The following is a 22,788-nucleotide window of genomic DNA, read 5'->3' on the forward strand; positions in this document are numbered from 1 at the left end:
TCCGTAAATCATTCGCCTGCGCGGGGTTGCGATACCACCGTTGTATGCTTACGTAATCCGCCCCAAATACGATGACCAATGGCGGAATACATCGCGCCCGCAACCACGACAAACGCACCGAGATAACCTAAAAGGTTTAACATCGGTCTGGCGAAGAAATCGGGCCAGGCCAGTGATAAAAGATCTGAAAAAAACAGCGTAAACAGTGGGGTGAGCGTGATGATCGCACTCACCTGCGCTGCCTGCCAGCGAGCCATCGCTTCCGCCAGGGCGCCATATCCTACCAAGGTATTCAGTCCGCAAAAAATTAAACATGCGAGCTGCCAGTGGCTAAGCTGCGCTATCACTCCAGGCTTTGCCAGAGGGAAGAGCGCGATTGTACATAAAGTGTACAGTAAAAACAGGATCTGCGGTGAGGCCAGCCGACGCAATAAAACCTTTTGCGCCACGCCATAACTCACCCAAACCGTCGCCGCACCGACCCCAAAGATAACTCCCCAGGTGTAATCGGTGAGCTTTGTAAATATCTCGACCAGACTGGTGTTAAAAAACATCACCAGGCCGCTCAGGAGCATCAATGCCCCTACAACCTGAGTGCTGCGCATTTTCTCTTTCAGGATAAATACGCTGGCAACCATCATGCCAACCGGCGAGAGTTGCCCAATCACCTGCGAAGCGGTCGGGCTCAGGTATTGCAAGGATGAGCTGAACAGGATGAAGTTCCCAAACAGCCCGGCGGTCGCCACTGCCAACAAAATCAACCAGCGTGGCTTACGAAACACGCGTAATGGCGGCAACCTCTTCTTCACCGCAAGAATGGCACCAAGACCAATACTCGCCATCAAGAAACGGTAAAACACGATTGTCGGAGGCTCCATCACCTCCAGCACCTGCTTCATTGCGATTGGCAACGCCCCCCAGCAAATTGCTGTGGTGAGCGCCAAAAGAATGCCAATGCCTGCCTGCTGCTTCATACCGTATTCCCTGCAAAGCGCATTTGCGGATTAACGCCGCACCATGCGCATTTTACCGGTTATCGAATGTAAAAAGCCCCGCAACGTGTTGCGGGGCTTTCATCCGTTACCGGGACGCGAAAAACTTATTCAGCTTCGATGCTGATAAATTTACGGTTTTTCGGGCCTTTAACTTCGAATTTCACTTTACCGTCTGCTTTAGCAAACAGAGTGTGGTCACGACCGCAACCTACGTTAGCGCCAGCGTGGAATTTGGTACCACGTTGACGAACGATGATGCTACCCGCCAGAACGGATTCGCCACCGAAACGCTTAACGCCCAGGCGTTTAGCTTCTGAATCGCGACCGTTACGTGTGGAGCCGCCAGCCTTTTTATGTGCCATTTGAAATCTCTCCTCAGGTCTTAGGCGCTGATGCCAGTAATTTTCACATCAGTGAACCACTGACGATGGCCCTGCTGCTTACGATAGTGTTTACGACGGCGAAACTTAACGATTTTAACTTTCTCGCCACGACCGTGAGCAACAACTTCAGCTTTGATTACGCCGCCATCAACGAAAGGAACGCCGATTTTGACTTCTTCACCGTTTGCGATCATCAGCACTTCAGCGAACTCAACAGTTTCGCCAGTTGCGATGTCCAGCTTTTCCAGGCGAACGGTCTGACCTTCGCTTACTCGGTGTTGTTTACCACCACTTTGGAAAACCGCGTACATATAAAACTCCGCTTCCGCGCACACCTTTTCAATGATTCAGAGTGCGCTATAAATATTCACAATAGGGCGCGAATATTACGCAAAACGCACGCCTTTGACAAGTGCTACAGTCAATACACGAAGAAAAAAAACACAACTTGTACGGTAACGTTTATCTGTGCCATTTTTTCAGTACAATCACTCTATATTCCTAACCATAAACCCTAAGTTGCCTCTGTTCACAGTAAGGTAATCGGGGCGAAAAGCCCGGCTTTTGCGATGAATTTAGAAAAAATCAATGAGTTAACCGCGCAAGATATGGCGGGTGTTAATGCAGCAATTCTCGAGCAGCTTAATTCCGACGTCCAACTGATCAATCAGTTAGGCTATTACATCGTCAGCGGCGGCGGTAAACGTATTCGTCCGATGATTGCTGTACTGGCTGCACGAGCTGTTGGCTATGAGGGGAATGCACATGTCACCATTGCTGCCCTAATTGAGTTTATCCACACGGCGACCCTGCTACACGACGACGTTGTGGATGAATCAGATATGCGCCGAGGTAAAGCTACCGCCAACGCCGCTTTTGGTAACGCTGCCAGCGTGCTGGTAGGCGATTTTATTTATACCCGTGCGTTCCAGATGATGACCAGCCTCGGCTCGCTCAAAGTGCTGGAAGTGATGTCAGAGGCTGTAAACGTCATCGCGGAAGGTGAAGTTTTGCAACTGATGAACGTTAATGATCCGGACATCACCGAAGAGAACTACATGCGCGTTATTTACAGCAAAACCGCACGTCTGTTCGAGGCTGCGGCTCAGTGTTCCGGTATTCTGGCAGGCTGTACGCCGGAAGAGGAAAAAGGCCTGCAAGATTATGGTCGTTACCTCGGCACCGCTTTCCAGTTGATCGACGATTTGCTCGATTACAATGCCGATGGCGAACAGTTGGGTAAAAACGTCGGCGACGATCTGAACGAAGGAAAACCAACGCTGCCGCTGCTTCATGCGATGCATCATGGCACACCAGAACAGGCACAGATGATCCGTACCGCCATAGAACAAGGGAACGGTCGACATCTTCTGGAACCGGTTCTGGAAGCAATGAACGCTTGCGGCTCTCTGGAATGGACGCGTCAGCGTGCAGAAGAAGAAGCAGACAAAGCTATTGCTGCGTTGCAAGTGTTGCCGGATACCCCGTGGCGAGAGGCGTTAATTGGCCTCGCACACATCGCTGTTCAACGCGATCGTTAATCCCTTCCTGTTATCCCGCGTACTGCGCGGGATAATTCTAATAAACTCCCAAAAATCCTCAATCAATCGCAAAATTATCTGAAATACAGATGACTTATCTTAATATATTCTGAATATTCACACTCCTTACAGGAACTTTTTAGAACAATGCGCCATCAGGAGTATAGTAGCGTTACCCGGAGTGCATGTTCTGAAAATAAGCGACTAACTTAAGGAGTGAGGGAAGATGGAGAATAATTTTATTGACTGGCATCCCGCCGATATCATTGCGGGTTTGCGGAAAAGAGGAACGTCAATGGCGGCGGAATCTCGCAGAAATGGTTTGAGTTCCTCGACACTGGCGAATGCATTATCGCGTCCCTGGCCAAAAGGAGAGATGATTATTGCGAAAGCATTAGGAACTGATCCCTGGGTTATCTGGCCATCACGCTATCATGACCCGCTGACTCATGAGTTTATCGACAGATCGCAGTTGATGCGCAGCTACACCAAACCGCAAAAATGAGTAGCCTGGCGGTAGCCCCGCGAACGGGGCTGCCAGCTATCAGACGATTACTCGCCTTTCACACGCTCAATGTTAGCACCAAGCGCGCGAAGTTTGTCTTCAATGCGTTCGTAGCCACGATCGATGTGATAAATACGATCAACAACCGTAGTACCTTCTGCAATGCAGCCAGCCAGCACCAGACTTGCTGAAGCACGCAGATCGGTTGCCATTACCTGTGCGCCGGAAAGTTTTTCAACACCGTGACAAATAACGGTATTGCTTTCAATTTCGGCATGCGCGCCCATACGGCTCAGCTCAGGTACGTGCATAAAGCGGTTTTCAAAGACCGTTTCGGTGATGAATCCCGTTCCTTCTGCCACCAGGTTCAGCAGCGTGAACTGGGCCTGCATATCGGTCGGGAACGCCGGATGCGGCGCAGTACGTACGTTAACGGCCTTCGGACGTTTGCCGTGCATATCCAGGCTAATCCAGTCTTCACCCACTTCAATGTCCGCCCCAGCGTCACGCAGTTTCGCCAGCACAGCGTCAAGGGTATCTGGCTGGGCGTTACGGCAGATGATTTTGCCGCGAGAGATCGCCGCCGCCACCAGGAAGGTGCCGGTTTCGATGCGGTCAGGAAGCACACGATAGACACCGCCCCCCAAGCGCTCCACACCTTCGATAACAATACGATCGGTACCCTGGCCGCTAATTTTCGCGCCCAGCGTAACCAGGAAGTTCGCGGTATCGACGATTTCCGGTTCACGTGCCGCGTTTTCAATAATCGTGGTGCCTTCTGCCAGGGTTGCAGCACACATAATGGTCACGGTTGCACCAACACTGACTTTATCCATCACGATATGCGCGCCTTTCAGACGGCCATCGACGGAAGCTTTAACGTAACCTTCTTCCAGTTTGATGGTCGCGCCTAATTGCTCAAGGCCGGAAATATGTAAATCAACCGGACGAGCACCAATCGTACAACCACCAGGCAAAGAAACCTGCCCCTGACCAAAACGAGCCACCAGCGGCCCAAGCGCCCAGATAGAGGCACGCATGGTTTTAACCAGATCGTAAGGCGCGCAGAAGACATTAACGTCACGGGCATCGATATGCACAGAACCATTACGTTCTACTTTGGCGCCAAGCTGGCTAAGCAGCTTCATTGATGTATCGACGTCTTTCAGTTTCGGGACGTTCTGGATCTCCACCGGGTCTTCCGCCAGCAGTGCAGCGAAAAGGATAGGCAGAGCAGCATTTTTAGCGCCGGAAATTGTGACTTCGCCCTGGAGCTTCGTTGGCCCCTGAACACGAAATTTATCCATTTAGTATGTTCTCAGTTAACAATTCATATCCGCTACCGGCGTATCGCCCATAGCTCAAAAGCCGTTCAGTTTGCGATCACGCGCCCACTCCGCAGGGGTATACGCTTTGATCGACACAGCATGAATGCGGTTATCCGCAATATATTCCATCAGCGGACCGTAAACCGTCTGCTGTTTTTTAACCCGGCTCATGCCATCAAACATCTCACCCACGGCAATAACCTGAAAGTGGCTGCCATCGCCGGAAACGTGGACTTCCTGGAGGGAAAGAGCGTTCATCAGCACGCTCTGAATTTCATTATTTTCCATGGGATCTTCATTCATCAGTTAATAAACCAGCGAAACATCTTAGAGCAAAGTTGCGCTGTCATAAATAAGCAAAAAGCCTTGCTGATTAATCAGACAAGGCTCGACTTACTGGTAGGTTTGCCGGACTGGCGGGTAACGCCTTATCCAGCCTGAAAAAAATTAACGAGGCAGGACATCAGACGGCAAATTATACAATTTTGCCAGGGTATACACCTTGTCGTTTACCCCCTGAAGCGTCACGCTGTTGCCTTGCTTTTTCGCCAGATCGATCAGATGGAGCAGCAACGCCAATCCACCCGTATCAACGCGGGACACTCGACTAAGATCGATGCGGGTAATCCCCCTCACCGCTTCGTCACGCATTTCCCACAGCGGCAGCAGAACGTCCTGATCCAGCTCTCCGGTCAATACCAGGGTGTCACCCGTCTGCATCCAGCTCAGTGACTCGCTCATTATTTTTTCTCTTCCAGGGTGATTTTCTGTTGAGAAATAGACTTCAGTTGTGCGGTCAGACCATCGATGCCTTTCGTGCGCAGTAAAGTCCCCCACTCATTTTGTTTCGTGGTGATCATGCTGACGCCTTCGGCAATCATGTCATAAGCCTGCCACTTGCCAGTCTGAGAGTTTTTACGCCACTGGAAATCGAGACGTACCGGTGGACGGCCATTCGGGTCAATAATGGTGACACGGATAGGCACAATGGTTTTATCACCCAACGGCTGTTCTGGCGCAATCTGATAGGTCTGACCGTGATACATCGCCAGCGCCTGACCGTAAGCCTGCTTCAGATACTCATGGAAAGCGGCAAAGTAGGCTTCACGCTGGGCTGGGGTCGCGCTTTTGTAGTACTGACCCAGTACCAGCGCACCGGCGTATTTTATCTGTACGTACGGTAGCAGTTCCTGATCGACGATGGTACGCAGGTAATCCGGATTAGCCCGAATTTGCGATTGTTCATTCTTCAGGCGATCGAACGTTTTCTGTGCCGCCTCGTCCATCAGCTTATACGGATTGGTCTGATCTGCCGCGGTTGCCGCACTCAGCGGTGCAATCATTAGCAAAGCGACCATCATTAAACGTTTAAACATGCGTCGGTTCTCCTGAAATTATTTCGTTGTACCCACAGGTTCAGTGGTTTCATTATTACCTGGCACAGCGGCTGGCGCATCGCCACTATTCTTATTGTCATCACCTTTACTGCCGTAAAGGAACTGACCAATGAGATCTTCCAGAACCATCGCAGATTTGGTGTCCTGAATCGTATCCCCCTCTTTCAGAATAGCAGTCCCCAGTTCCGGGTCTTCAAAACCGACGTTTAATGCCAGATATTGTTCCCCAAGCAAACCGGAAGTACGAATGCTCAACGAACTGGTATCAGGAATGTGGTTATAACGTTGTTCAATTTCCAGCGTCACGCGCGGTAGATAGGTTTTCGGGTCCAGCGTAATATCTGCAACCCGGCCGACGACAACACCACCAATACTGACCGGAGAGCGCGCTTTCAGGCCGCCGATATTATCGAACGTCGCATAAAGCGTGTAGGTCGGTTCAGTTCGCATTGACGTCACGTTTGCCGCTTTCAGGCAAACAAAAAGCGCCGCCAGCAGTGCTGCTAATAAAAAGATACCCACCCAAATTTCATTTTTTTTCGTTTGCATGAACTCAATTCCCAAACATCAATGCGGTCAGCACAAAATCCAGCCCCAGAACGGCCAGAGACGAGTGGACAACGGTACGAGTGGTTGCCCGGCTAATCCCGGCAGAGGTCGGGATGGCGTCATAACCGTTAAACAGCGAAATCCACGTCACCGTAATAGCGAACACCACGCTCTTAATCAGACAGTTGACCAGATCCATACGCCAGTCGACGGCGTTTTGCATTGCCGACCAGAAGAACCCACTATCAATGCCTTTCCAACTGACGCCAACCAGCGATCCGCCCCAGATCCCCACGGCGACGAAAATTATCGTCAGCAGCGGTAGTGAAATTACCCCAGCCCAGAAACGTGGGGAAATGACGCGGCGCAGTGGGTCCACGGCCATCATCTCCATGCTGGAGAGCTGCTCTGTGGCGCGCATCAAACCGATTTCCGCAGTTAACGCCGAACCGGCACGTCCGGCAAACAGCAGTGCTGCGACCACCGGCCCCAGTTCGCGCAGCAGCGACAAGGCCACTAGCATCCCCAGACTGGTTTCCGCACTATAAGTGGTCAGCACCAGATAACCTTGCAGACCCAGCACCATTCCGATGAACACGCCAGAAACCACAATAATCAGCATCGACAGGACGCCGACATTATAGAGCTGACGCACCAACAGCGGCGCATGTTTGCGAAATTCCGGTTTGCCGACCAGCGCATTGAATAACATTAACCCGGCCCGCCCGAACGTTCTCAGGGTTTTAATCCCTTTATGTCCGAGCGACGCCAGCGCATTTAACAGCATGAGTGGCTTAACTCCCTGGTAAAAGATCAGCGTGATAATCGCCGGCAGGATAACGGAACGGAACTGGTCCGTCAGCAATCCCGTCCAGAAACTGACGTACGCGAGGATCAGGATTCGCCTGCAACGCCTGGGCGCTACCGTGAGCGACAATCTTTTTGTCTGCCAGGATCCAGGCGTGATCCGCAATACTTAAGACTTCCGGCACATCGTGAGAAACCACCACACAGGTTACGCCCAGCGCGCTGTTCAGCTCGGAAATCAGCTTCACCAGTACGCCCATAGTGATGGGATCTTGCCCAACAAACGGCTCATCAAACATGATGAGATCCGGCTCCAGCGCAATTGCACGCGCCAGCGCCGCACGACGCGCCATCCCGCCTGAAAGCTCCGATGGCATAAGTTTGGCCGCTCCGCGCAGCCCCACTGCTTCCAGCTTCATCATCACCGTACTATGCAACAATGGTGCGGGAAGTTGGGTATGTTCACGCAGTGGATAGGCGACGTTGTCAAAAACGTTCATATCGGTGAACAGCGCTCCGGACTGAAACAACATGCTCATCCGTTTACGCACGGTATACAGGCGCGAACGAGACATCGCCGGAATATTTTCGCCATCAAAAAGGATCTCGCCGTGATCTGGCACGATTTGCCCACCAATCAGACGGAGTAGCGTCGTTTTACCGATGCCTGATGGCCCCATAATCGCCGTGATCTTCCCTCGCGGCACGGTCAGGGAAATATTATCGAAGATGCAGCGATTGCCACGCGTAAAACTGACATCGCGCATATCGACTAAATTCGCCACAGACTGCTCCATAATTCACCCTTTGTCTTGCGTTGATTTTCTAAGCATGGCGCTCAATTTAACCTTGAACCCAACATATTTACAGAATATTACCCGCCGCGGTTAGCGAAAGCTGGCATTTGTTTTACTTTTTAGCCGCATAAAGTCAAAATTAAGAATTCATTACGGCTTTCTGAAAATCTTCAGCGGACCGGCGAGTATACCTGAAGAAAGGACGTTAGATGCTTTTAGCTACGGCACTGTTAATTGTTGGTTTACTTTTGGTCGTTTACAGTGCCGACCGTCTGGTATTTGCCGCCTCTATTCTTTGCCGCACTTTTGGCATCCCACCGCTGATCATCGGCATGACGGTGGTCAGTATTGGTACGTCACTTCCAGAAATAATCGTTTCGCTTGCCGCGTCGCTGCATGAACAACGAGATTTAGCCGTCGGCACAGCACTCGGCTCAAACATAATCAATATTTTACTGATCCTCGGTCTGGCTGCGCTGGTGCGCCCTTTTACCGTACATTCCGATGTTCTGCGCCGTGAATTACCATTAATGTTATTAGTCAGTGTGGTGGCCGGTTCCGTACTCTATGACGGACAACTTGGTCGCAGCGATGGTATCTTTCTCCTCTTTCTGGCTGTGCTATGGCTGCTGTTCATTGTTAAACTTGCACGTCAGGCAGAACGTCAGGGGACTGACAGCCTGACCAGAGAACAGCTTGCAGAGCTACCGCGCGAAGGCGGTTTACCTGTCGCGTTTTTATGGCTCGGCATTGCATTGATTATCATGCCGGTAGCAACGCGGATGGTGATTGACAACGCCACCGTACTGGCGAATTACTTTGCCATCAGCGAGTTGACTATTGGTCTGACGGCAATCGCTATCGGCACTAGTCTGCCGGAACTGGCAACCGCGATAGCAGGTTTTCGCAAAGGTGAAAACGACATTGCTGTCGGTAATATCATTGGCGCAAACATTTTTAATATTGTCATCGTGCTGGGTTTACCCGCGCTGATAACGCCCGGGGAGGTTAACCCACTGGCGTACAGCCGTGACTGCAGCGTGATGCTGTTGGTCAGTATTATTTTTGCGTTGCTATGCTGGCGACGCTCCCGGCAATCTGGCCGTGGCATTGGGGTATTATTAACAGGCGGATTTGTCGTATGGCTGGCGATGTTGTACTGGTTATCGCCAATACTCGTTGAATAACTGGAAACGCATTATGTCGCACGTAGAGTTGCAACCGGGTTTTGACTTTCAGCAAGCAGGTAAAGAAGTCCTGGCGATTGAACGTGAATGCCTGGCAGAGCTTGATCAATACATCAATCAGAATTTCACGCTCGCCTGTGAAAAGATGTTCTGGTGTAAAGGTAAAGTCGTGGTCATGGGAATGGGTAAATCGGGACACATTGGGCGCAAAATGGCAGCAACCTTTGCCAGCACCGGTACTCCGTCATTTTTCGTCCATCCCGGTGAGGCCGCACATGGCGATTTAGGCATGGTCACCCCGCAGGACGTGGTCATTGCGATTTCTAACTCAGGTGAATCCAGCGAAATCACGGCCTTAATCCCGGTACTCAAACGCCTGCATGTACCGTTAATTTGCATCACCGGTCGTCCGGAGAGCAGCATGGCACGCGCAGCAGACGTGCATCTGTGTGTTAAAGTAGCAAAAGAAGCTTGTCCGTTAGGGCTGGCGCCAACCAGCAGTACTACCGCGACGCTGGTCATGGGAGATGCGCTCGCCGTCGCCTTGTTGAAAGCGCGCGGCTTTACCGCCGAAGATTTTGCACTTTCGCATCCAGGCGGCGCACTTGGTCGTAAACTTCTGCTTCGCGTCAGCGATATTATGCATACGGGCGACGAGATCCCGCATGTCAAGAAAACGGCCAGCCTGCGCGATGCGCTGCTGGAAGTCACCCGCAAAAATCTTGGTATGACCGTCATTTGCGATGACAATATGATGATTGAAGGCATCTTTACCGACGGTGATTTACGCCGTGTCTTCGATATGGGCGTGGATGTCCGTCAGTTAGGTATTGCCGATGTGATGACGCCGGGGGGAATTCGTGTACGTCCTGGCATTCTGGCCGTTGAGGCGCTGAACTTAATGCAGTCCCGCCATATCACTTCCGTAATGGTTGCCGATGGCGACCATTTACTCGGTGTGTTACATATGCACGATTTATTGCGTGCTGGCGTAGTGTAAAGATTCAAGGATAAACAACAATGAGTAAAGCAGGTGCGTCGCTTGCGACCTGTTACGGCCCTGTTAGCGCCGATGTGATGGCAAAAGCAGAGAACATTCGTCTGCTGATCCTCGACGTTGATGGCGTATTGTCAGATGGTCTGATTTATATGGGTAACAATGGCGAAGAGCTGAAAGCGTTCAATGTTCGTGACGGTTACGGTATCCGCTGTGCGCTCACCTCTGATATTGAAGTCGCCATCATTACTGGACGAAAGGCTAAACTGGTAAAAGATCGGTGTGCAACGTTAGGGATCACCCATCTGTATCAGGGTCAATCAAACAAGCTTATCGCCTTTGGCGATCTGCTGGAAAAACTGGCGATTGCGCCAGAAAACGTGGCTTACGTTGGTGATGATCTTATCGACTGGCCAGTGATGGAAAAAGTGGGCTTAAGCGTGGCCGTAGCCGATGCGCATCCGCTATTGATTCCGCGCGCTGATTACGTGACGCGCATTGCTGGCGGTCGTGGCGCGGTTCGTGAAGTTTGCGACTTATTACTTCTGGCGCAGGGCAAACTGGATGAAGCCAAAGGGCAATCGATATGAGTAAAGCCAGACGTTGGGTTATCATTGTGCTATCACTGGCGGTTCTGGTGATGATCGGCGTTAACATGACCGAGAAAGACGATACCGCCCAGGTGGTCGTCAACAACAATGATCCCACCTATAAAAGCGAGCATACGGACACGCTCGTCTATAACCCAGAAGGAGCCCTAAGCTATCGATTGATTGCTCAACACGTTGAATATTATTCCGATCAGGCCGTTTCGTGGTTTACGCAACCCGTACTTACCACGTTTGATAAGGATAAAATCCCGACATGGTCGGTTAAAGCAGATAAAGCCAAGCTAACCAATGACCGGATGCTCTATTTATATGGACACGTTGAAGTCAACGCACTCGTGCCGGACTCTCAACTTCGCAGAATCACGACGGATAACGCGCAGATCAATCTGGTGACGCAGGATGTTACCTCTGAAGACCTCGTCACGTTATACGGAACAACATTTAACTCCAGCGGTCTGAAAATGCGCGGCAACTTACGCAGCAAGAATGCCGAGCTGATTGAAAAGGTTAGAACATCCTATGAAATTCAAAACAAACAAACTCAGCCTTAATCTTGTGCTTGCCAGCTCACTTCTGGCCGCCAGCATTCCGGCATTTGCCGTTACCGGAGATACTGACCAACCGATCCACATTGAGTCGGACCAGCAATCTCTTGATATGCAAGGCAACGTGGTTACCTTTACCGGTAATGTCGTCGTGACTCAAGGCACCATTAAAATTAATGCCGATAAAGTGGTCGTTACCCGTCCGGGCGGCGAACAAGGTAAAGAGGTGATTGACGGCTACGGTAAACCGGCAACGTTCTACCAGATGCAGGACAACGGTAAACCCGTTGAAGGTCACGCTTCCCAGATGCATTACGAACTGGCAAAAGATTTTGTCGTTCTGACGGGTAATGCTTATCTGCAGCAGGTCGATAGCAACATTAAGGGCGATAAGATCACTTACCTGGTGAAAGAGCAGAAAATGCAGGCTTTCAGTGACAAAGGTAAGCGTGTGACCACCGTTCTGGTGCCGTCACAGTTGCAGGACAAAAACAACAAAGGCCAGACCCCGGCGCAGAAGAAGGGTAATTAATTCGTTATGGCAACTTTAACTGCAAAGAACCTTGCAAAAGCCTATAAAGGCCGCCGCGTGGTGGAAGACGTCAGCCTGACCGTCAACTCCGGGGAGATTGTCGGTCTGCTGGGGCCAAACGGTGCCGGTAAGACGACCACTTTCTACATGGTCGTTGGCATTGTACCGCGCGATGCGGGCAACATTATTATTGATGACGACGATATCAGCCTGCTGCCGCTGCATGCGCGTGCGCGTCGCGGTATCGGCTATTTGCCGCAGGAAGCCTCTATTTTCCGTCGCCTCAGCGTTTACGATAACCTGATGGCGGTACTGCAAATTCGTGACGACTTATCCGCTGAACAGCGTGAAGATCGCGCGAACGAGCTGATGGAAGAGTTCCACATTGAGCATTTACGCGACAGCATGGGGCAATCGCTCTCCGGTGGTGAACGCCGTCGTGTAGAAATTGCGCGCGCACTGGCTGCGAATCCGAAATTTATCCTCCTCGATGAACCATTTGCCGGGGTTGACCCGATCTCGGTTATCGACATCAAACGTATCATTGAACACCTGCGCGACAGCGGCCTGGGCGTGCTTATCACCGACCATAACGTGCGTGAAACGTTGGCTGTTTGTGAACGCGCTTATATCGTCAGTCAGGGGCATTTAATCGCTCATGGCACGCCGACAGAAATCTTACAAGATGAACATGTTAAGCGTGTATACCTTGGGGAAGACTTCAGACTCTGATAGGGTAGAAGTTTGCGATGTTTTAGCAGGAGAGTACGATTCTGAACATGAAGCAAGGTTTGCAACTCAGGCTTAGCCAACAACTGGCAATGACGCCTCAGCTACAACAGGCGATTCGTCTGTTGCAGTTGTCCACGCTGGAACTTCAGCAGGAGCTACAGCAGGCGCTGGAAAGTAATCCATTGCTTGAGCAAATCGACACTCATGATGAAATCGACACTCACGAAACGCCAGACAGCGAAACGCTGGATACCGCTGACGCGCTCGAACAAAAAGAGATGCCGGAAGAGCTGCCGCTCGATGCCAGTTGGGATACCATCTACACCGCCGGTACGCCATCAGGCACCAGCGGTGACTACATCGACGACGAGCTGCCGGTCTATCAGGGCGAAACGACGCAGACCTTGCAGGATTATCTGATGTGGCAGGTCGAGCTGACACCGTTTTCCGACACTGACCGCGCTATCGCCACCTCCATCGTCGATGCCGTTGATGACACCGGTTATCTGACCGTCCCGCTGGAAGATATTCTCGAAAGTATGGGCGATGAAGAGATCGACATCGATGAAGTTGAAGCAGTTCTGAAACGCATCCAGCGTTTTGATCCGGTCGGTGTGGCAGCGAAAGATCTGCGTGACTGTCTGCTGATCCAACTTTCCCAATTCGATAAAACCACGCCGTGGCTGGAAGAAGCTCGACTGATCATTAGCGATCATCTCGATCTGCTGGCCAATCACGACTTTCGCTCATTAATGCGCGTCACGCGTCTGAAAGAAGATGTGCTGAAAGAAGCCGTCAATCTGATCCAGTCACTCGATCCACGCCCCGGCCAGTCGATCCAGACCGGTGAACCGGAATATGTCATCCCTGATGTGCTGGTGCGTAAGCATAACGGCCAGTGGACGGTTGAACTGAACAGCGACAGTATTCCACGTCTGCAAATCAACCAGCATTACGCCTCAATGTGCAATAACGCACGTAACGATGGCGACAGTCAGTTTATCCGCAGCAATCTGCAGGATGCTAAATGGTTGATTAAGAGCCTGGAAAGCCGTAACGATACGCTGCTGCGCGTCAGTCGCTGTATTGTTGAACAACAGCAAGCCTTCTTTGAGCAAGGTGAAGAATATATGAAACCGATGGTGCTGGCTGATATCGCCCAGGCCGTCGAGATGCATGAATCGACGATATCTCGCGTGACCACGCAAAAGTACCTGCATAGTCCACGAGGCATTTTTGAACTGAAGTATTTCTTTTCCAGTCACGTCAATACCGAAGGGGGTGGCGAAGCCTCTTCCACGGCGATTCGTGCACTGGTGAAGAAATTAATCGCGGCGGAAAACCCAGCGAAACCGTTGAGCGACAGCAAGTTAACCTCTTTGTTGTCAGAACAAGGTATCATGGTGGCACGCCGCACTGTTGCGAAGTACCGAGAGTCTTTATCCATTCCGCCGTCAAACCAGCGTAAACAGCTCGTTTGACCCAACCGATAAGGAAGACACTATGCAGCTCAACATTACCGGAAATAACGTCGAGATCACCGAGGCCCTGCGCGAATTTGTCACCTCAAAGTTTGCCAAACTTGAGCAATATTTTGACCGAATCAACCAGGTTTATGTTGTTCTGAAAGTGGAGAAAGTCACCCACACCTCAGATGCAACACTGCATGTTAACGGTGGCGAAATTCATGCCAGCGCGGAAGGTCAGGACATGTACGCCGCCATTGATGGCTTAATTGATAAGTTGGCACGTCAGCTAACCAAGCATAAAGATAAATTGAAACAACACTAATTGTCCGGGCAATTAGCAAGTGCATGGCGGCCTGTTGTATGGCACAACAGGCCATTTGTACGGTTAATGCTCCGAATCTGCCCCACTGTTTGAGTGGGCAGATTCTTAGGTGAAATTATGACAAATAATGATACAACTCTACAGCTTAGCAGTGTTCTTAACAGGGAATGTACGCGAAGCCGCGTCCACTGTCAGAGCAAAAAACGCGCCCTGGAAATCATCAGCGAACTGGCGGCAAAACAACTTAGCCTGCCGCCGCAGGTGGTTTTTGAAGCTATTCTGACGCGGGAAAAAATGGGCAGTACCGGTATTGGTAATGGCATTGCCATTCCGCACGGCAAACTGGAAGAAGATACCCTACGCGCGGTTGGCGTTTTCGTTCAGCTAGAAACACCCATTGCTTTTGATGCCATCGATAACCAGCCGGTAGACTTACTTTTTGCCCTGTTGGTACCCGCAGACCAAACCAAAACGCACCTGCACACTCTTTCGCTGGTCGCGAAACGTCTGGCGGACAAAACTATCTGCCGCCGTTTACGTGCAGCCCAGAGCGATGAAGAGCTGTATCAAATCATTACGGATACCGAAGGTACTCCGGATGAAACGTAGTTATTCTGTAATGTCTCTTTTAGACGTTGTGAGGAGAAACAGTACATGGTACTGATGATCGTCAGCGGACGTTCAGGGTCAGGCAAATCTGTCGCCCTGCGGGCGCTGGAAGATATGGGTTTTTACTGCGTGGATAACCTTCCCGTAGTGCTGTTACCCGATCTGGCTCGGACTCTGGCCGATCGCGAGATTTCTGCCGCCGTCAGCATTGATGTCCGCAATATGCCAGAGTCGCCAGAAATATTCGAACAGGCGATGAGCAATCTGCCTGATGCTTTCTCACCGCAACTCCTGTTTCTCGATGCCGATCGTAACACGCTGATTCGTCGTTACAGCGATACGCGCCGCCTGCATCCGCTTTCCAGCAAAAACCTGTCGCTGGAAAGTGCTATCGACAAAGAAAGCGATCTGCTGGAACCGCTGCGTTCACGGGCGGATCTGATTGTCGATACATCTGAAATGTCCGTTCATGAACTGGCAGAAATGCTGCGTACCCGCCTGCTGGGTAAACGCGAGCGTGAACTGACAATGGTCTTTGAATCCTTCGGCTTCAAGCACGGTATTCCTATCGACGCGGATTACGTCTTTGACGTACGTTTCCTGCCGAACCCACACTGGGATCCGAAACTGCGTCCGATGACGGGCCTTGATAAACCTGTCGCCGCATTCCTCGATAGGCACACAGAAGTACACAATTTTATCTACCAGACGCGTAGCTATCTTGAGCTATGGTTACCTATGCTGGAAACCAACAACCGTAGCTACCTGACGGTCGCCATTGGTTGTACTGGCGGGAAACACCGTTCGGTGTATATTGCAGAACAGTTGGCTGACTACTTCCGCTCACGCGGTAAAAACGTCCAGTCACGCCATCGCACGCTGGAAAAACGTAAACCATGACCGTCAAACAAACTGTCGAAATCACTAACAAGCTGGGCATGCATGCCCGGCCTGCTATGAAACTGTTTGAATTAATGCAGGGTTTTGACGCCGAAGTGCTTTTACGTAATGACGAAGGCACCGAGGCTGAAGCCAACAGCGTTATTGCGCTGTTGATGCTGGATTCTGCCAAAGGACGACAGATTGAAGTCGAAGCGACCGGTCCGCAGGAAGTTGAGGCGCTGGCCGCCGTCATCGCCCTCTTTAACTCAGGTTTTGACGAAGATTAATCTTCGTCATTCCGACAATTAATTCCCCCAGACACGCCCCTTCCGCCCTAACGTACGAAAAAAGCACAACCCCCAAATATCCCCATTTCTCGCAAATTGTACATTTCGTGCGCTTTTCTGTAAGTATAAAACCTTAAGAAAACCTTAAAAAAGCTTGTTTAGGTTTTGTTTAAGTTAAGCCCTCATACTGGAGACAGTCAGAAAATACCTCCAGGAGATGGCATGATTCGCTTATCTGAACAAAGTCCCCTGGGCACCGGAAGACATCGAAAATGTTATGCGCATCCGGAAGATGCCCAACGCTGTATTAAAATTGTCTACCACCGTGGCGACGGTGGTGATAAAGAGATCCGCCGTGAGTTAAAGTACTATGCGCATCTTGGTCGTCGTTTGAAAGACTGGAGCGGTATTCCGCGCTATCACGGTACGGTTGAGACTGATTGCGGAACCGGTTATGTCTACGATGTCATTGCCGATTTTGATGGCAAACCGTCTATTACACTGAGCGAATTTGCTAAACAATGCCATTACGAAGAAGATATCGCGCAACTGCGTCAGTTATTGAAACAGTTAAAGCGTTATTTGCAGAATAACCACATCGTGACGATGTCGCTGAAGCCGCAGAATATCCTCTGCCACCGCATCAGTGAGTCAGAAATTATCCCTGTCGTCTGTGACAACATTGGTGAAAGCACGTTGATTCCACTGGCGACCTGGTCGAAGTGGTGTTGTCTGCGTAAGCAAAAGCGGTTGTGGCGACGTTTTATCACTCAACCAGCGTTAGCTGTTGCTCTGCAAAAAGAGGCGCAACCGCGTGACAGCAAAAAGCTCGCCCTCTCCTCGCGCGAAGCCTAATACAGCTGGTGTTGTTGCATAAACGACTCACCGCCTAACTGATGCATTTGCTGCAAAAGCCACGCCTGACGGCTACGCACGTAGCCCGAAGGTGCAGTAACTTTGAAACGAAGTGGATTGGGTAATACAGCCGCCAGTAACGCTGCTTCCGAACGGGTAAGTTTGCTGGCAGATTTATGGAAATAACGCTGTGCCGCAGCCTCGACGCCAAACACACCTTCGCCAAATTCGGCGACATTCAGGTAAACCGTCAGGATGCGCTTTTTGCTCCAGACCGTTTCTATCCCCAGTGTTAATCCGGCTTCCAGCCCTTTTCTTACCCAGCTTCGCCCATCCCACAAAAAGAGATTTTTGGCTGTCTGCTGCGAAATTGTTGATGCGCCGCGAATGCGGTTTTCATTGCGCTCGTTGTGCGCCAGGGCTTTCTCAATGGAAGCGACATCAAAACCCCAGTGCTCGGGAAATTTCTGATCTTCTGCGGCAATCACCGCCAGCCCCATCCACGGCGAGATTTGATCCATACTGACCCAGTCAGAATGCGCCACATAACGAAAGTTGCCATGCAGCCAGGCACTTAGCTGACGCTCGGCCATCACCGCAGAGAACGGGACTGGCGCTATACTAAACAGCGCTATACCCCCGCCCCAGAGCACAACGAGGACAATCAGTAACCGCAGAATGAAACGGCGAACGAAACCGAACGCCGTTATGCGGCGTTTGCTCATTCCGCCAGAACCAGTACGCGGGAAACCAGCTTATCAATGCCACTTGCTGCTTCCGCAATGTTCTGTGCCAACATATACGCAGGCGTGGTAACAATCTTATTGTCTTCATCAACGACAATATCATCTACCGGACATGGCACATGCTCCGCGCCCATCTCTTCCAGCACTTCTGCGGTATCGATATCTGTACCGATAGTCAAACGCAGCGGGAAATTGAAGATTTTCGGCAACATTGCCGGTGCAATACACATAAAGCCAAGCGGTTTTCCGGCCTGATGCATTGCCAGCGCCAGCGCCTTTAACTCACGGTCTACGCTGCATTCACTGCCAAGACTAGCAAAGTTGCTTAAATTCTTTGCCGCGCCAAATCCACCCGGCACAATTAACGCATCAAGTTCGGCGGCATCAGCCTGTGCCAGAGGACGGATCTCACCACGCGTAATACGCGCCGCTTCAATCAACACATTGCGCGTTTCCGCCATTGCTTCACCGGTTAAATGGTTGATGACATCAACCTGCTGCTTATCTGGAGCAAAACAAACTGCCTGCGCGCCGCTGCGAGATATCGCTAATAACGTCAATACCGCTTCATGAATTTCAGAACCGTCATAGACGCCGCATCCGCTCAGAACTACGCCAATTTTCTTCATTGTGATCATCCTTTCGCAATTGACTGAAACACATTAATTTTTTTAATAAAAACGCTACGCATCACACATTTAACTGATTCATGTAACAAATCATTTAAGATTTGCTATCTTAACTGCATGCGGCCTGAAAAACAGTGCTGTGCCTTTGTTACTTATCATAAAAAATTACGGCGCAGCCAAGATTTCCCTGGTGTTGGCGCAGTATTCGCGCACCCCGGTTTAGCCGGGGTCATTTTTTAGCGGCTTTTGCCACCCACGCTTTCAGCACTTCTACGTCGTGACGCCACTCTTCTTTCATCTCTTCAATCCATTCACCAACATTATCTTCCCACGCAGGAAGATCGGGAGACTGAATTTGCTGCCCCAGCTGTTGTAGATGGCGTAACCCCACTGAGCCCGCTGCGCCTTTAATTTTATGTCCTTCCTCAACGATGCCTTTTTTGTCCTGTGCCGTCAGGTTCGACTCCAGTACGCTGACATAGCCCGGCATCATCTTCTCAAACACGGCCAACCCGTCGGTAATCAGCTTCGGTCCTACAAGTTCGAGATACTGTTCCAGCATGGGAATATCGAGCAATGCTTCTGATTTATCACTCTCTTCTGTCGTCACCGTGCTCTCCTCATCATCCTGGGTATCCCAGAATTTCTTGATCATCGCGGTTAGCGCCGGAACAGAAAGCGGCTTACTCAGCACATCATCCATTCCAGCATTGAGGTACTCTTGTTTGTCTTTCAGCACGTTGGCGGTTAAGGCCACCAGCGGTGGTAAATCTTCACGCGGATAACGCTTCGTCAGTTCGCGAGATATATCCAGCCCGGTCATATCTGGTAACTGAATATCCAGCAATACAAGGTCGTATTCGCCCGGCTTAAACATCTCCAGTGCTGCCTTACCAGACATAGCCACATCAACGCTGTTGCCCAGTTTTTCCAGCACCGAACGGGCAACGATGACGTTCAGCTCAATGTCTTCTACCAACAGCACATTCAGCGCCGGTAAAGGCATATCATCTTCATCAAACGCGTCATCCACTTCTTCCGCCACCGACGGCGCGTGGATCGTCAGGGTAAAGGTCGAGCCTTTACCTTGTTCGCTGGTGACTGTGATATCACCACCCATATTTTTCGCCAGTCGACGAGAAACCGCCAGGCCAATACCCGTACCGGTTGCAGGTTTGCCACCGTGGCTGTCTTTCACCTGGTAATACATGGCGAAAATTTTATCCAGTTCATTCTGTGGAATACCGATGCCGGAGTCTTCCACTTCAAAATGCAGCATGTCGCCTTCGTCATAACGTACGCGAACAGTCACCTGGCCCTTCTGGGTAAATTTCACAGCGTTACTGATTAAGTTCCACAGGATCTGGCGTAAGCGAGTCCCGTCGGTAATCACCTGATGCGGCAACGGCAGTGTTGGTTCAAGAACAAAGCGCAAGCCTTTTTGTTGCGCCTGCAGTGCGGAGAGGTTTTCCAGATCGGCCAGGAAACTGGTGAAATCAACCGGCTGGTTATCGAGCTGAACTTTACGTCGCTCCATCTTATCCATATCAATAATATCGTTGAAGATATTCCCCAAAGTGATGGCGGAAACATGGATAGTTTTGAGATATTTTTCCTGCTCGGCGGTGAGCTCTGTATCCAGCAGAATTCGGCTTAAGCCGACGATACCGTTCAGCGGCGTACGCAACTCATGACTGATGGTGGAGATAAAGGTTGTTTTGTCGCGGCTGGCGCGTTCTAGCGCATCCTGATAACGCTTACGCTCGGTAATGTCGCGGCCGAACCCCATCAAGCCGTGGCGTTTACCCACGCGGTCGTAGTACGGCACTTTACGGATTTCAAAGCAGGCTTTGCGTCCATCCGGATAATCCAGCCACTGTTCATAGGTCAGTGACACATTATGACGGAACACCTTCTCGTCGGTTTCAATGACTTTCGCTGCGGCTTCCGGCGAGTAAACGTCCGCAGGTTTCAAATGCACCAACTGTTTTTCGCTTTTCCCGGTCAGCAGTTCCATCGCACGGTTACAGCCGGAAAACTCTTTATCTTCGTTACGGTAAAAAACCAGATCGGGTGAAGCATCAAGGAAGGAACGTAAGAATGAAGATTGTTGCTCGAGCTGAATTTGCGTCTCTTCGCGCTCTTTGATTTCAATTTTTAGCTGACCGAAGGTTTCCTGCAATTCGACTTCTGCTTTTTCGCGAACGGCAATTTCCTGATTAAGCTGGGTGATATTATCTTTCAGCTGTACGTTGAGGCTTAGATCGCGCTCGCGCATCTCCTCCAGCTTTTGTACCAGGCGTGACAGGCGTTGCCGTGACTCCTCAAGTTGCTCAACGACTACTGAAAGAAAGTAGACCGCCCATGGCGTAATCAACAAACCAAAGAAAATAGAGCGGATAACATCAATGCTTTCGACCTGACCATGCAGCACCATGGTTACCGCCATTTGTACCACAATGGCAAGAACGACGAGGGCCAGCGCCAGCAACATTGAGAAGCGCACCAGACCTAACTTCATCATCAGGTCAACATAGTACTGCGCCAGCAGACGAATTTGCTTCATTAGGGGATTCCTTCACGACAACCTGCCCCAATAATACCCAATTCTGGCAGTTACGTTATAAATTGTGTGAGAAATGCGGAATTCCCCTCAATGGCCTACGCCGTTGGAGGTAGCCACGGACGTCCCAGCGCCGATCCCTGTACGCCATGTTCAGTAAGATAGCGATCCAACTCAACCATACCCGTCCAGCGATTTTCACACCATAGCGGTGCAAGTAGCGTCGGGCGACGGGCGCTGGCGGAAATGCGGTGGTAGATAACTTCCGGCGGCGTATGGCGAATCATTTCTCCGGCAGTGAGCGTGTAATCCTCCAGTTCAATACCGTTCAAACGCCCCGCTTCCCAGGCTTTCGCCATAATGCTGCCTTTCACAATATGCAGCGGATGCAGCTTTATGCCGTCCACGCCGGTTTCAACCACTCGCTCCAGCGTTTGCAAACATTCAGCCTGCCCTTCGCCAGGCAGCCCGACAATTAAGTGAGAACACACCTTCAGACCGCGCTGACGTGCCAGCTGGGTTGTACGCTGATAACAGGCAAAATCATGGCCGCGATTGATGCGATGCAGCGTTTTGTCGTGTGCGGTTTGCAGCCCCAGTTCCAGCCACACTTCATAGCCCTGGTCTTTATATTCACAAAGCAAATCAAGCACCGCATCTGGCACGCAGTCCGGGCGGGTACCAACACACAAACCAACGATATTGGCCTGGCTTACCGCCTGTTGATACATAGAACGCAGCACCTGAACTTCAGCAAAGGTGCTGGTATACGCCTGAAAGTAGGCCAGATAGCGTTTCGCGCGGTTAACTAAATTCGCCTGGTGCGCCAGTTGCTCGGCAATGGAACGATGCTGCTGCGCTTCGTCGGCAAACGAGGCAACATTACAGAACGTGCAGCCGCCGCGCCCGATGGTACCGTCACGGTTAGGGCAGCTAAAACCGCCGTGCAGCGTCAGTTTATGCACCTTTTGCCCGTAACGACGGGTAAGATCACCACCAAACATATTGACTAATTTCTGTAACTGCATAATCTGATAGACCGCGCCTTGAAAAGAGGCCAAAGCCTGCCATTTTTAGCTCAATTCGGCGATGACCTGGATCAATCGCCCTGCCCTGCTTTTATCAACTGCATAATCAATCACAATTAATGAAATTCCATGCAGAACAACATGAATTACTTTTGCTTATCTGGCATCGGATTTTTTTATCTCCTTATAGATTTTAGGCAAAAACAGTAGCATGAAACGCCATTGCCGATTAAAGCAGTATAAAATACTGGCTTCTCTGCCTGTTCAAGGCAGGATAAGGGCTATCACGCCTCTAAGGCAGTCAGGAACTGAATGTTTCCCTTATGAGCATCGCATTAAGCCCAAAGAACATATATTCTTTAATTTCAATTAATTAGCAAAGAATTTTGCGCCAAAGCACATTTCCAGACCAATAAGCTTGCCATTTGACCTGTATCAGCTTTCCCGATAAGTTGGAAATCCGCTGGAAGCTTTCTGGATGAGCAGCCTGCT

The 22,788-nt window shown here is 50.7% G+C and carries 28 protein-coding genes; 14 read left to right on the forward strand and 14 right to left on the reverse strand.

Features of this window, described 5'->3' with window-relative positions:
• Positions 1 to 8: 8 nt before the first annotated feature.
• From D9736_RS21100 to rplU, 3 genes are all read right to left on the reverse strand, one after another.
• Positions 9 to 974 carry a DMT family transporter gene (locus tag D9736_RS21100; protein WP_000813037.1) on the reverse strand — a complete coding sequence of 322 codons (966 nt, stop codon included), beginning with the start codon at positions 972 to 974 and terminating at the stop codon, positions 9 to 11.
• Between the two features lie 125 nt (positions 975 to 1,099).
• The gene (rpmA, locus tag D9736_RS21105) at positions 1,100 to 1,357 is read right to left on the reverse strand and encodes a 50S ribosomal protein L27 (RefSeq protein WP_000940595.1); all 258 of its coding nucleotides are present in this window, start codon (positions 1,355 to 1,357) and stop codon (positions 1,100 to 1,102) included.
• Between the two features lie 20 nt (positions 1,358 to 1,377).
• Positions 1,378 to 1,689 (reverse strand): 50S ribosomal protein L21, encoded by a 312-nt coding sequence (gene rplU, locus D9736_RS21110; RefSeq protein ID WP_000271401.1) that lies wholly within the window; start codon positions 1,687 to 1,689, stop codon positions 1,378 to 1,380.
• A gap of 258 nt (positions 1,690 to 1,947) precedes the next feature.
• Here rplU and ispB point away from each other — a divergent pair, with 258 nt between their 5' ends.
• Both ispB and sfsB read left to right on the forward strand, forming a co-directional pair.
• Positions 1,948 to 2,919 carry an octaprenyl diphosphate synthase gene (ispB, locus tag D9736_RS21115; RefSeq protein WP_001047336.1) on the forward strand — a complete coding sequence of 324 codons (972 nt, stop codon included), beginning with the start codon at positions 1,948 to 1,950 and terminating at the stop codon, positions 2,917 to 2,919.
• 226 nt (positions 2,920 to 3,145) lie between these two features.
• The gene (sfsB, locus tag D9736_RS21120) at positions 3,146 to 3,424 is read left to right on the forward strand and encodes a DNA-binding transcriptional regulator SfsB (protein ID WP_064529526.1); all 279 of its coding nucleotides are present in this window, start codon (positions 3,146 to 3,148) and stop codon (positions 3,422 to 3,424) included.
• A gap of 47 nt (positions 3,425 to 3,471) precedes the next feature.
• On the opposite strand, the gene murA is transcribed toward sfsB, so the two are convergent.
• From murA to mlaF, 7 genes are all read right to left on the reverse strand, one after another.
• On the reverse strand, positions 3,472 to 4,731 hold the full coding sequence (murA, locus tag D9736_RS21125; protein ID WP_130259105.1) for a UDP-N-acetylglucosamine 1-carboxyvinyltransferase: 1,260 nt from the start codon (positions 4,729 to 4,731) through the stop codon (positions 3,472 to 3,474).
• Between the two features lie 54 nt (positions 4,732 to 4,785).
• Positions 4,786 to 5,040 carry a BolA family iron metabolism protein IbaG gene (gene ibaG, locus D9736_RS21130; protein ID WP_010379217.1) on the reverse strand — a complete coding sequence of 85 codons (255 nt, stop codon included), beginning with the start codon at positions 5,038 to 5,040 and terminating at the stop codon, positions 4,786 to 4,788.
• 159 nt (positions 5,041 to 5,199) lie between these two features.
• The gene (mlaB, locus tag D9736_RS21135) at positions 5,200 to 5,493 is read right to left on the reverse strand and encodes a lipid asymmetry maintenance protein MlaB (RefSeq protein WP_130204582.1); all 294 of its coding nucleotides are present in this window, start codon (positions 5,491 to 5,493) and stop codon (positions 5,200 to 5,202) included.
• Positions 5,493 to 6,128: a phospholipid-binding protein MlaC gene (mlaC, locus tag D9736_RS21140; RefSeq protein WP_130204580.1), complete on the reverse strand. Its 636-nt coding sequence runs from the start codon at positions 6,126 to 6,128 to the stop codon at positions 5,493 to 5,495. The genes mlaB and mlaC overlap by 1 nt, the downstream gene beginning before the upstream one ends.
• An 18-nt stretch (positions 6,129 to 6,146) precedes the next feature.
• Complete coding sequence (gene mlaD / locus D9736_RS21145) at positions 6,147 to 6,698, reverse strand: outer membrane lipid asymmetry maintenance protein MlaD (protein WP_130204578.1); 552 nt, start codon at positions 6,696 to 6,698, stop codon at positions 6,147 to 6,149.
• 4 nt (positions 6,699 to 6,702) lie between these two features.
• Positions 6,703 to 7,485 carry a lipid asymmetry maintenance ABC transporter permease subunit MlaE gene (mlaE, locus tag D9736_RS21150; RefSeq protein ID WP_000925792.1) on the reverse strand — a complete coding sequence of 261 codons (783 nt, stop codon included), beginning with the start codon at positions 7,483 to 7,485 and terminating at the stop codon, positions 6,703 to 6,705.
• Positions 7,486 to 7,492: 7 nt separating this feature from the next.
• Positions 7,493 to 8,302 (reverse strand): phospholipid ABC transporter ATP-binding protein MlaF, encoded by an 810-nt coding sequence (gene mlaF / locus D9736_RS21155; RefSeq protein ID WP_115195110.1) that lies wholly within the window; start codon positions 8,300 to 8,302, stop codon positions 7,493 to 7,495.
• Between the two features lie 209 nt (positions 8,303 to 8,511).
• Between mlaF and D9736_RS21160 the strand changes: the two genes are divergently transcribed.
• From D9736_RS21160 to yrbL, 12 genes are all read left to right on the forward strand, one after another.
• Positions 8,512 to 9,489: a calcium/sodium antiporter gene (locus tag D9736_RS21160; protein WP_130219199.1), complete on the forward strand. Its 978-nt coding sequence runs from the start codon at positions 8,512 to 8,514 to the stop codon at positions 9,487 to 9,489.
• 13 nt (positions 9,490 to 9,502) lie between these two features.
• Positions 9,503 to 10,489 (forward strand): arabinose-5-phosphate isomerase KdsD, encoded by a 987-nt coding sequence (gene kdsD / locus D9736_RS21165; RefSeq protein ID WP_130204572.1) that lies wholly within the window; start codon positions 9,503 to 9,505, stop codon positions 10,487 to 10,489.
• Between the two features lie 20 nt (positions 10,490 to 10,509).
• Positions 10,510 to 11,076, forward strand: a complete 567-nt coding sequence (gene kdsC, locus D9736_RS21170) for a 3-deoxy-manno-octulosonate-8-phosphatase KdsC (protein WP_130259106.1) — start codon at positions 10,510 to 10,512, stop codon at positions 11,074 to 11,076.
• Complete coding sequence (gene lptC, locus D9736_RS21175; RefSeq protein WP_064529518.1) at positions 11,073 to 11,648, forward strand: LPS export ABC transporter periplasmic protein LptC; 576 nt, start codon at positions 11,073 to 11,075, stop codon at positions 11,646 to 11,648. The genes kdsC and lptC overlap by 4 nt, the downstream gene beginning before the upstream one ends.
• Complete coding sequence (gene lptA / locus D9736_RS21180; RefSeq protein ID WP_130219197.1) at positions 11,617 to 12,174, forward strand: lipopolysaccharide ABC transporter substrate-binding protein LptA; 558 nt, start codon at positions 11,617 to 11,619, stop codon at positions 12,172 to 12,174. The genes lptC and lptA overlap by 32 nt, the downstream gene beginning before the upstream one ends.
• 6 nt (positions 12,175 to 12,180) lie before the next feature.
• On the forward strand, positions 12,181 to 12,906 hold the full coding sequence (gene lptB / locus D9736_RS21185) for an LPS export ABC transporter ATP-binding protein (RefSeq protein WP_000224099.1): 726 nt from the start codon (positions 12,181 to 12,183) through the stop codon (positions 12,904 to 12,906).
• 47 nt (positions 12,907 to 12,953) lie between these two features.
• Positions 12,954 to 14,387: an RNA polymerase factor sigma-54 gene (rpoN, locus tag D9736_RS21190; RefSeq protein ID WP_105281056.1), complete on the forward strand. Its 1,434-nt coding sequence runs from the start codon at positions 12,954 to 12,956 to the stop codon at positions 14,385 to 14,387.
• 22 nt (positions 14,388 to 14,409) lie between these two features.
• A complete protein-coding gene (gene hpf, locus D9736_RS21195; protein WP_001176602.1) occupies positions 14,410 to 14,697 on the forward strand; it encodes a ribosome hibernation promoting factor in 288 nt (95 codons plus the stop codon).
• Between the two features lie 117 nt (positions 14,698 to 14,814).
• Positions 14,815 to 15,306, forward strand: coding sequence for a PTS IIA-like nitrogen regulatory protein PtsN (gene ptsN, locus D9736_RS21200; RefSeq protein ID WP_000183677.1), 492 nt, complete (start codon positions 14,815 to 14,817; stop codon positions 15,304 to 15,306).
• 45 nt (positions 15,307 to 15,351) lie between these two features.
• Positions 15,352 to 16,206 carry an RNase adapter RapZ gene (gene rapZ / locus D9736_RS21205; protein ID WP_000243741.1) on the forward strand — a complete coding sequence of 285 codons (855 nt, stop codon included), beginning with the start codon at positions 15,352 to 15,354 and terminating at the stop codon, positions 16,204 to 16,206.
• Positions 16,203 to 16,475 carry a PTS phosphocarrier protein NPr gene (gene npr / locus D9736_RS21210; RefSeq protein WP_000216792.1) on the forward strand — a complete coding sequence of 91 codons (273 nt, stop codon included), beginning with the start codon at positions 16,203 to 16,205 and terminating at the stop codon, positions 16,473 to 16,475. The genes rapZ and npr overlap by 4 nt, the downstream gene beginning before the upstream one ends.
• A gap of 222 nt (positions 16,476 to 16,697) precedes the next feature.
• Entirely contained in the window at positions 16,698 to 17,330 is a 633-nt protein-coding gene (gene yrbL, locus D9736_RS21215; RefSeq protein WP_130219195.1) for a PhoP regulatory network protein YrbL, read from the forward strand.
• Here yrbL and mtgA read toward each other — a convergent pair.
• From mtgA to D9736_RS21235, 4 genes are all read right to left on the reverse strand, one after another.
• Positions 17,327 to 18,055, reverse strand: coding sequence for a monofunctional biosynthetic peptidoglycan transglycosylase (mtgA, locus tag D9736_RS21220; protein ID WP_130259107.1), 729 nt, complete (start codon positions 18,053 to 18,055; stop codon positions 17,327 to 17,329). The two genes, yrbL and mtgA, sit on opposite strands and share 4 nt — an antisense overlap.
• Positions 18,052 to 18,705, reverse strand: a complete 654-nt coding sequence (gene elbB / locus D9736_RS21225) for an isoprenoid biosynthesis glyoxalase ElbB (RefSeq protein WP_130259108.1) — start codon at positions 18,703 to 18,705, stop codon at positions 18,052 to 18,054. The genes mtgA and elbB overlap by 4 nt, the downstream gene beginning before the upstream one ends.
• A gap of 229 nt (positions 18,706 to 18,934) precedes the next feature.
• Positions 18,935 to 21,271: an aerobic respiration two-component sensor histidine kinase ArcB gene (gene arcB / locus D9736_RS21230; RefSeq protein WP_130259109.1), complete on the reverse strand. Its 2,337-nt coding sequence runs from the start codon at positions 21,269 to 21,271 to the stop codon at positions 18,935 to 18,937.
• Between the two features lie 95 nt (positions 21,272 to 21,366).
• A complete protein-coding gene (locus D9736_RS21235) occupies positions 21,367 to 22,296 on the reverse strand; it encodes a TIGR01212 family radical SAM protein (protein WP_064529852.1) in 930 nt (309 codons plus the stop codon).
• Between the last annotated feature and the right edge of the window lie 492 nt (positions 22,297 to 22,788).

It is taken from the genome of Escherichia sp. E10V10 (assembly GCF_004211985.1).
Taxonomy (GTDB): Bacteria; Pseudomonadota; Gammaproteobacteria; order Enterobacterales; family Enterobacteriaceae; genus Escherichia.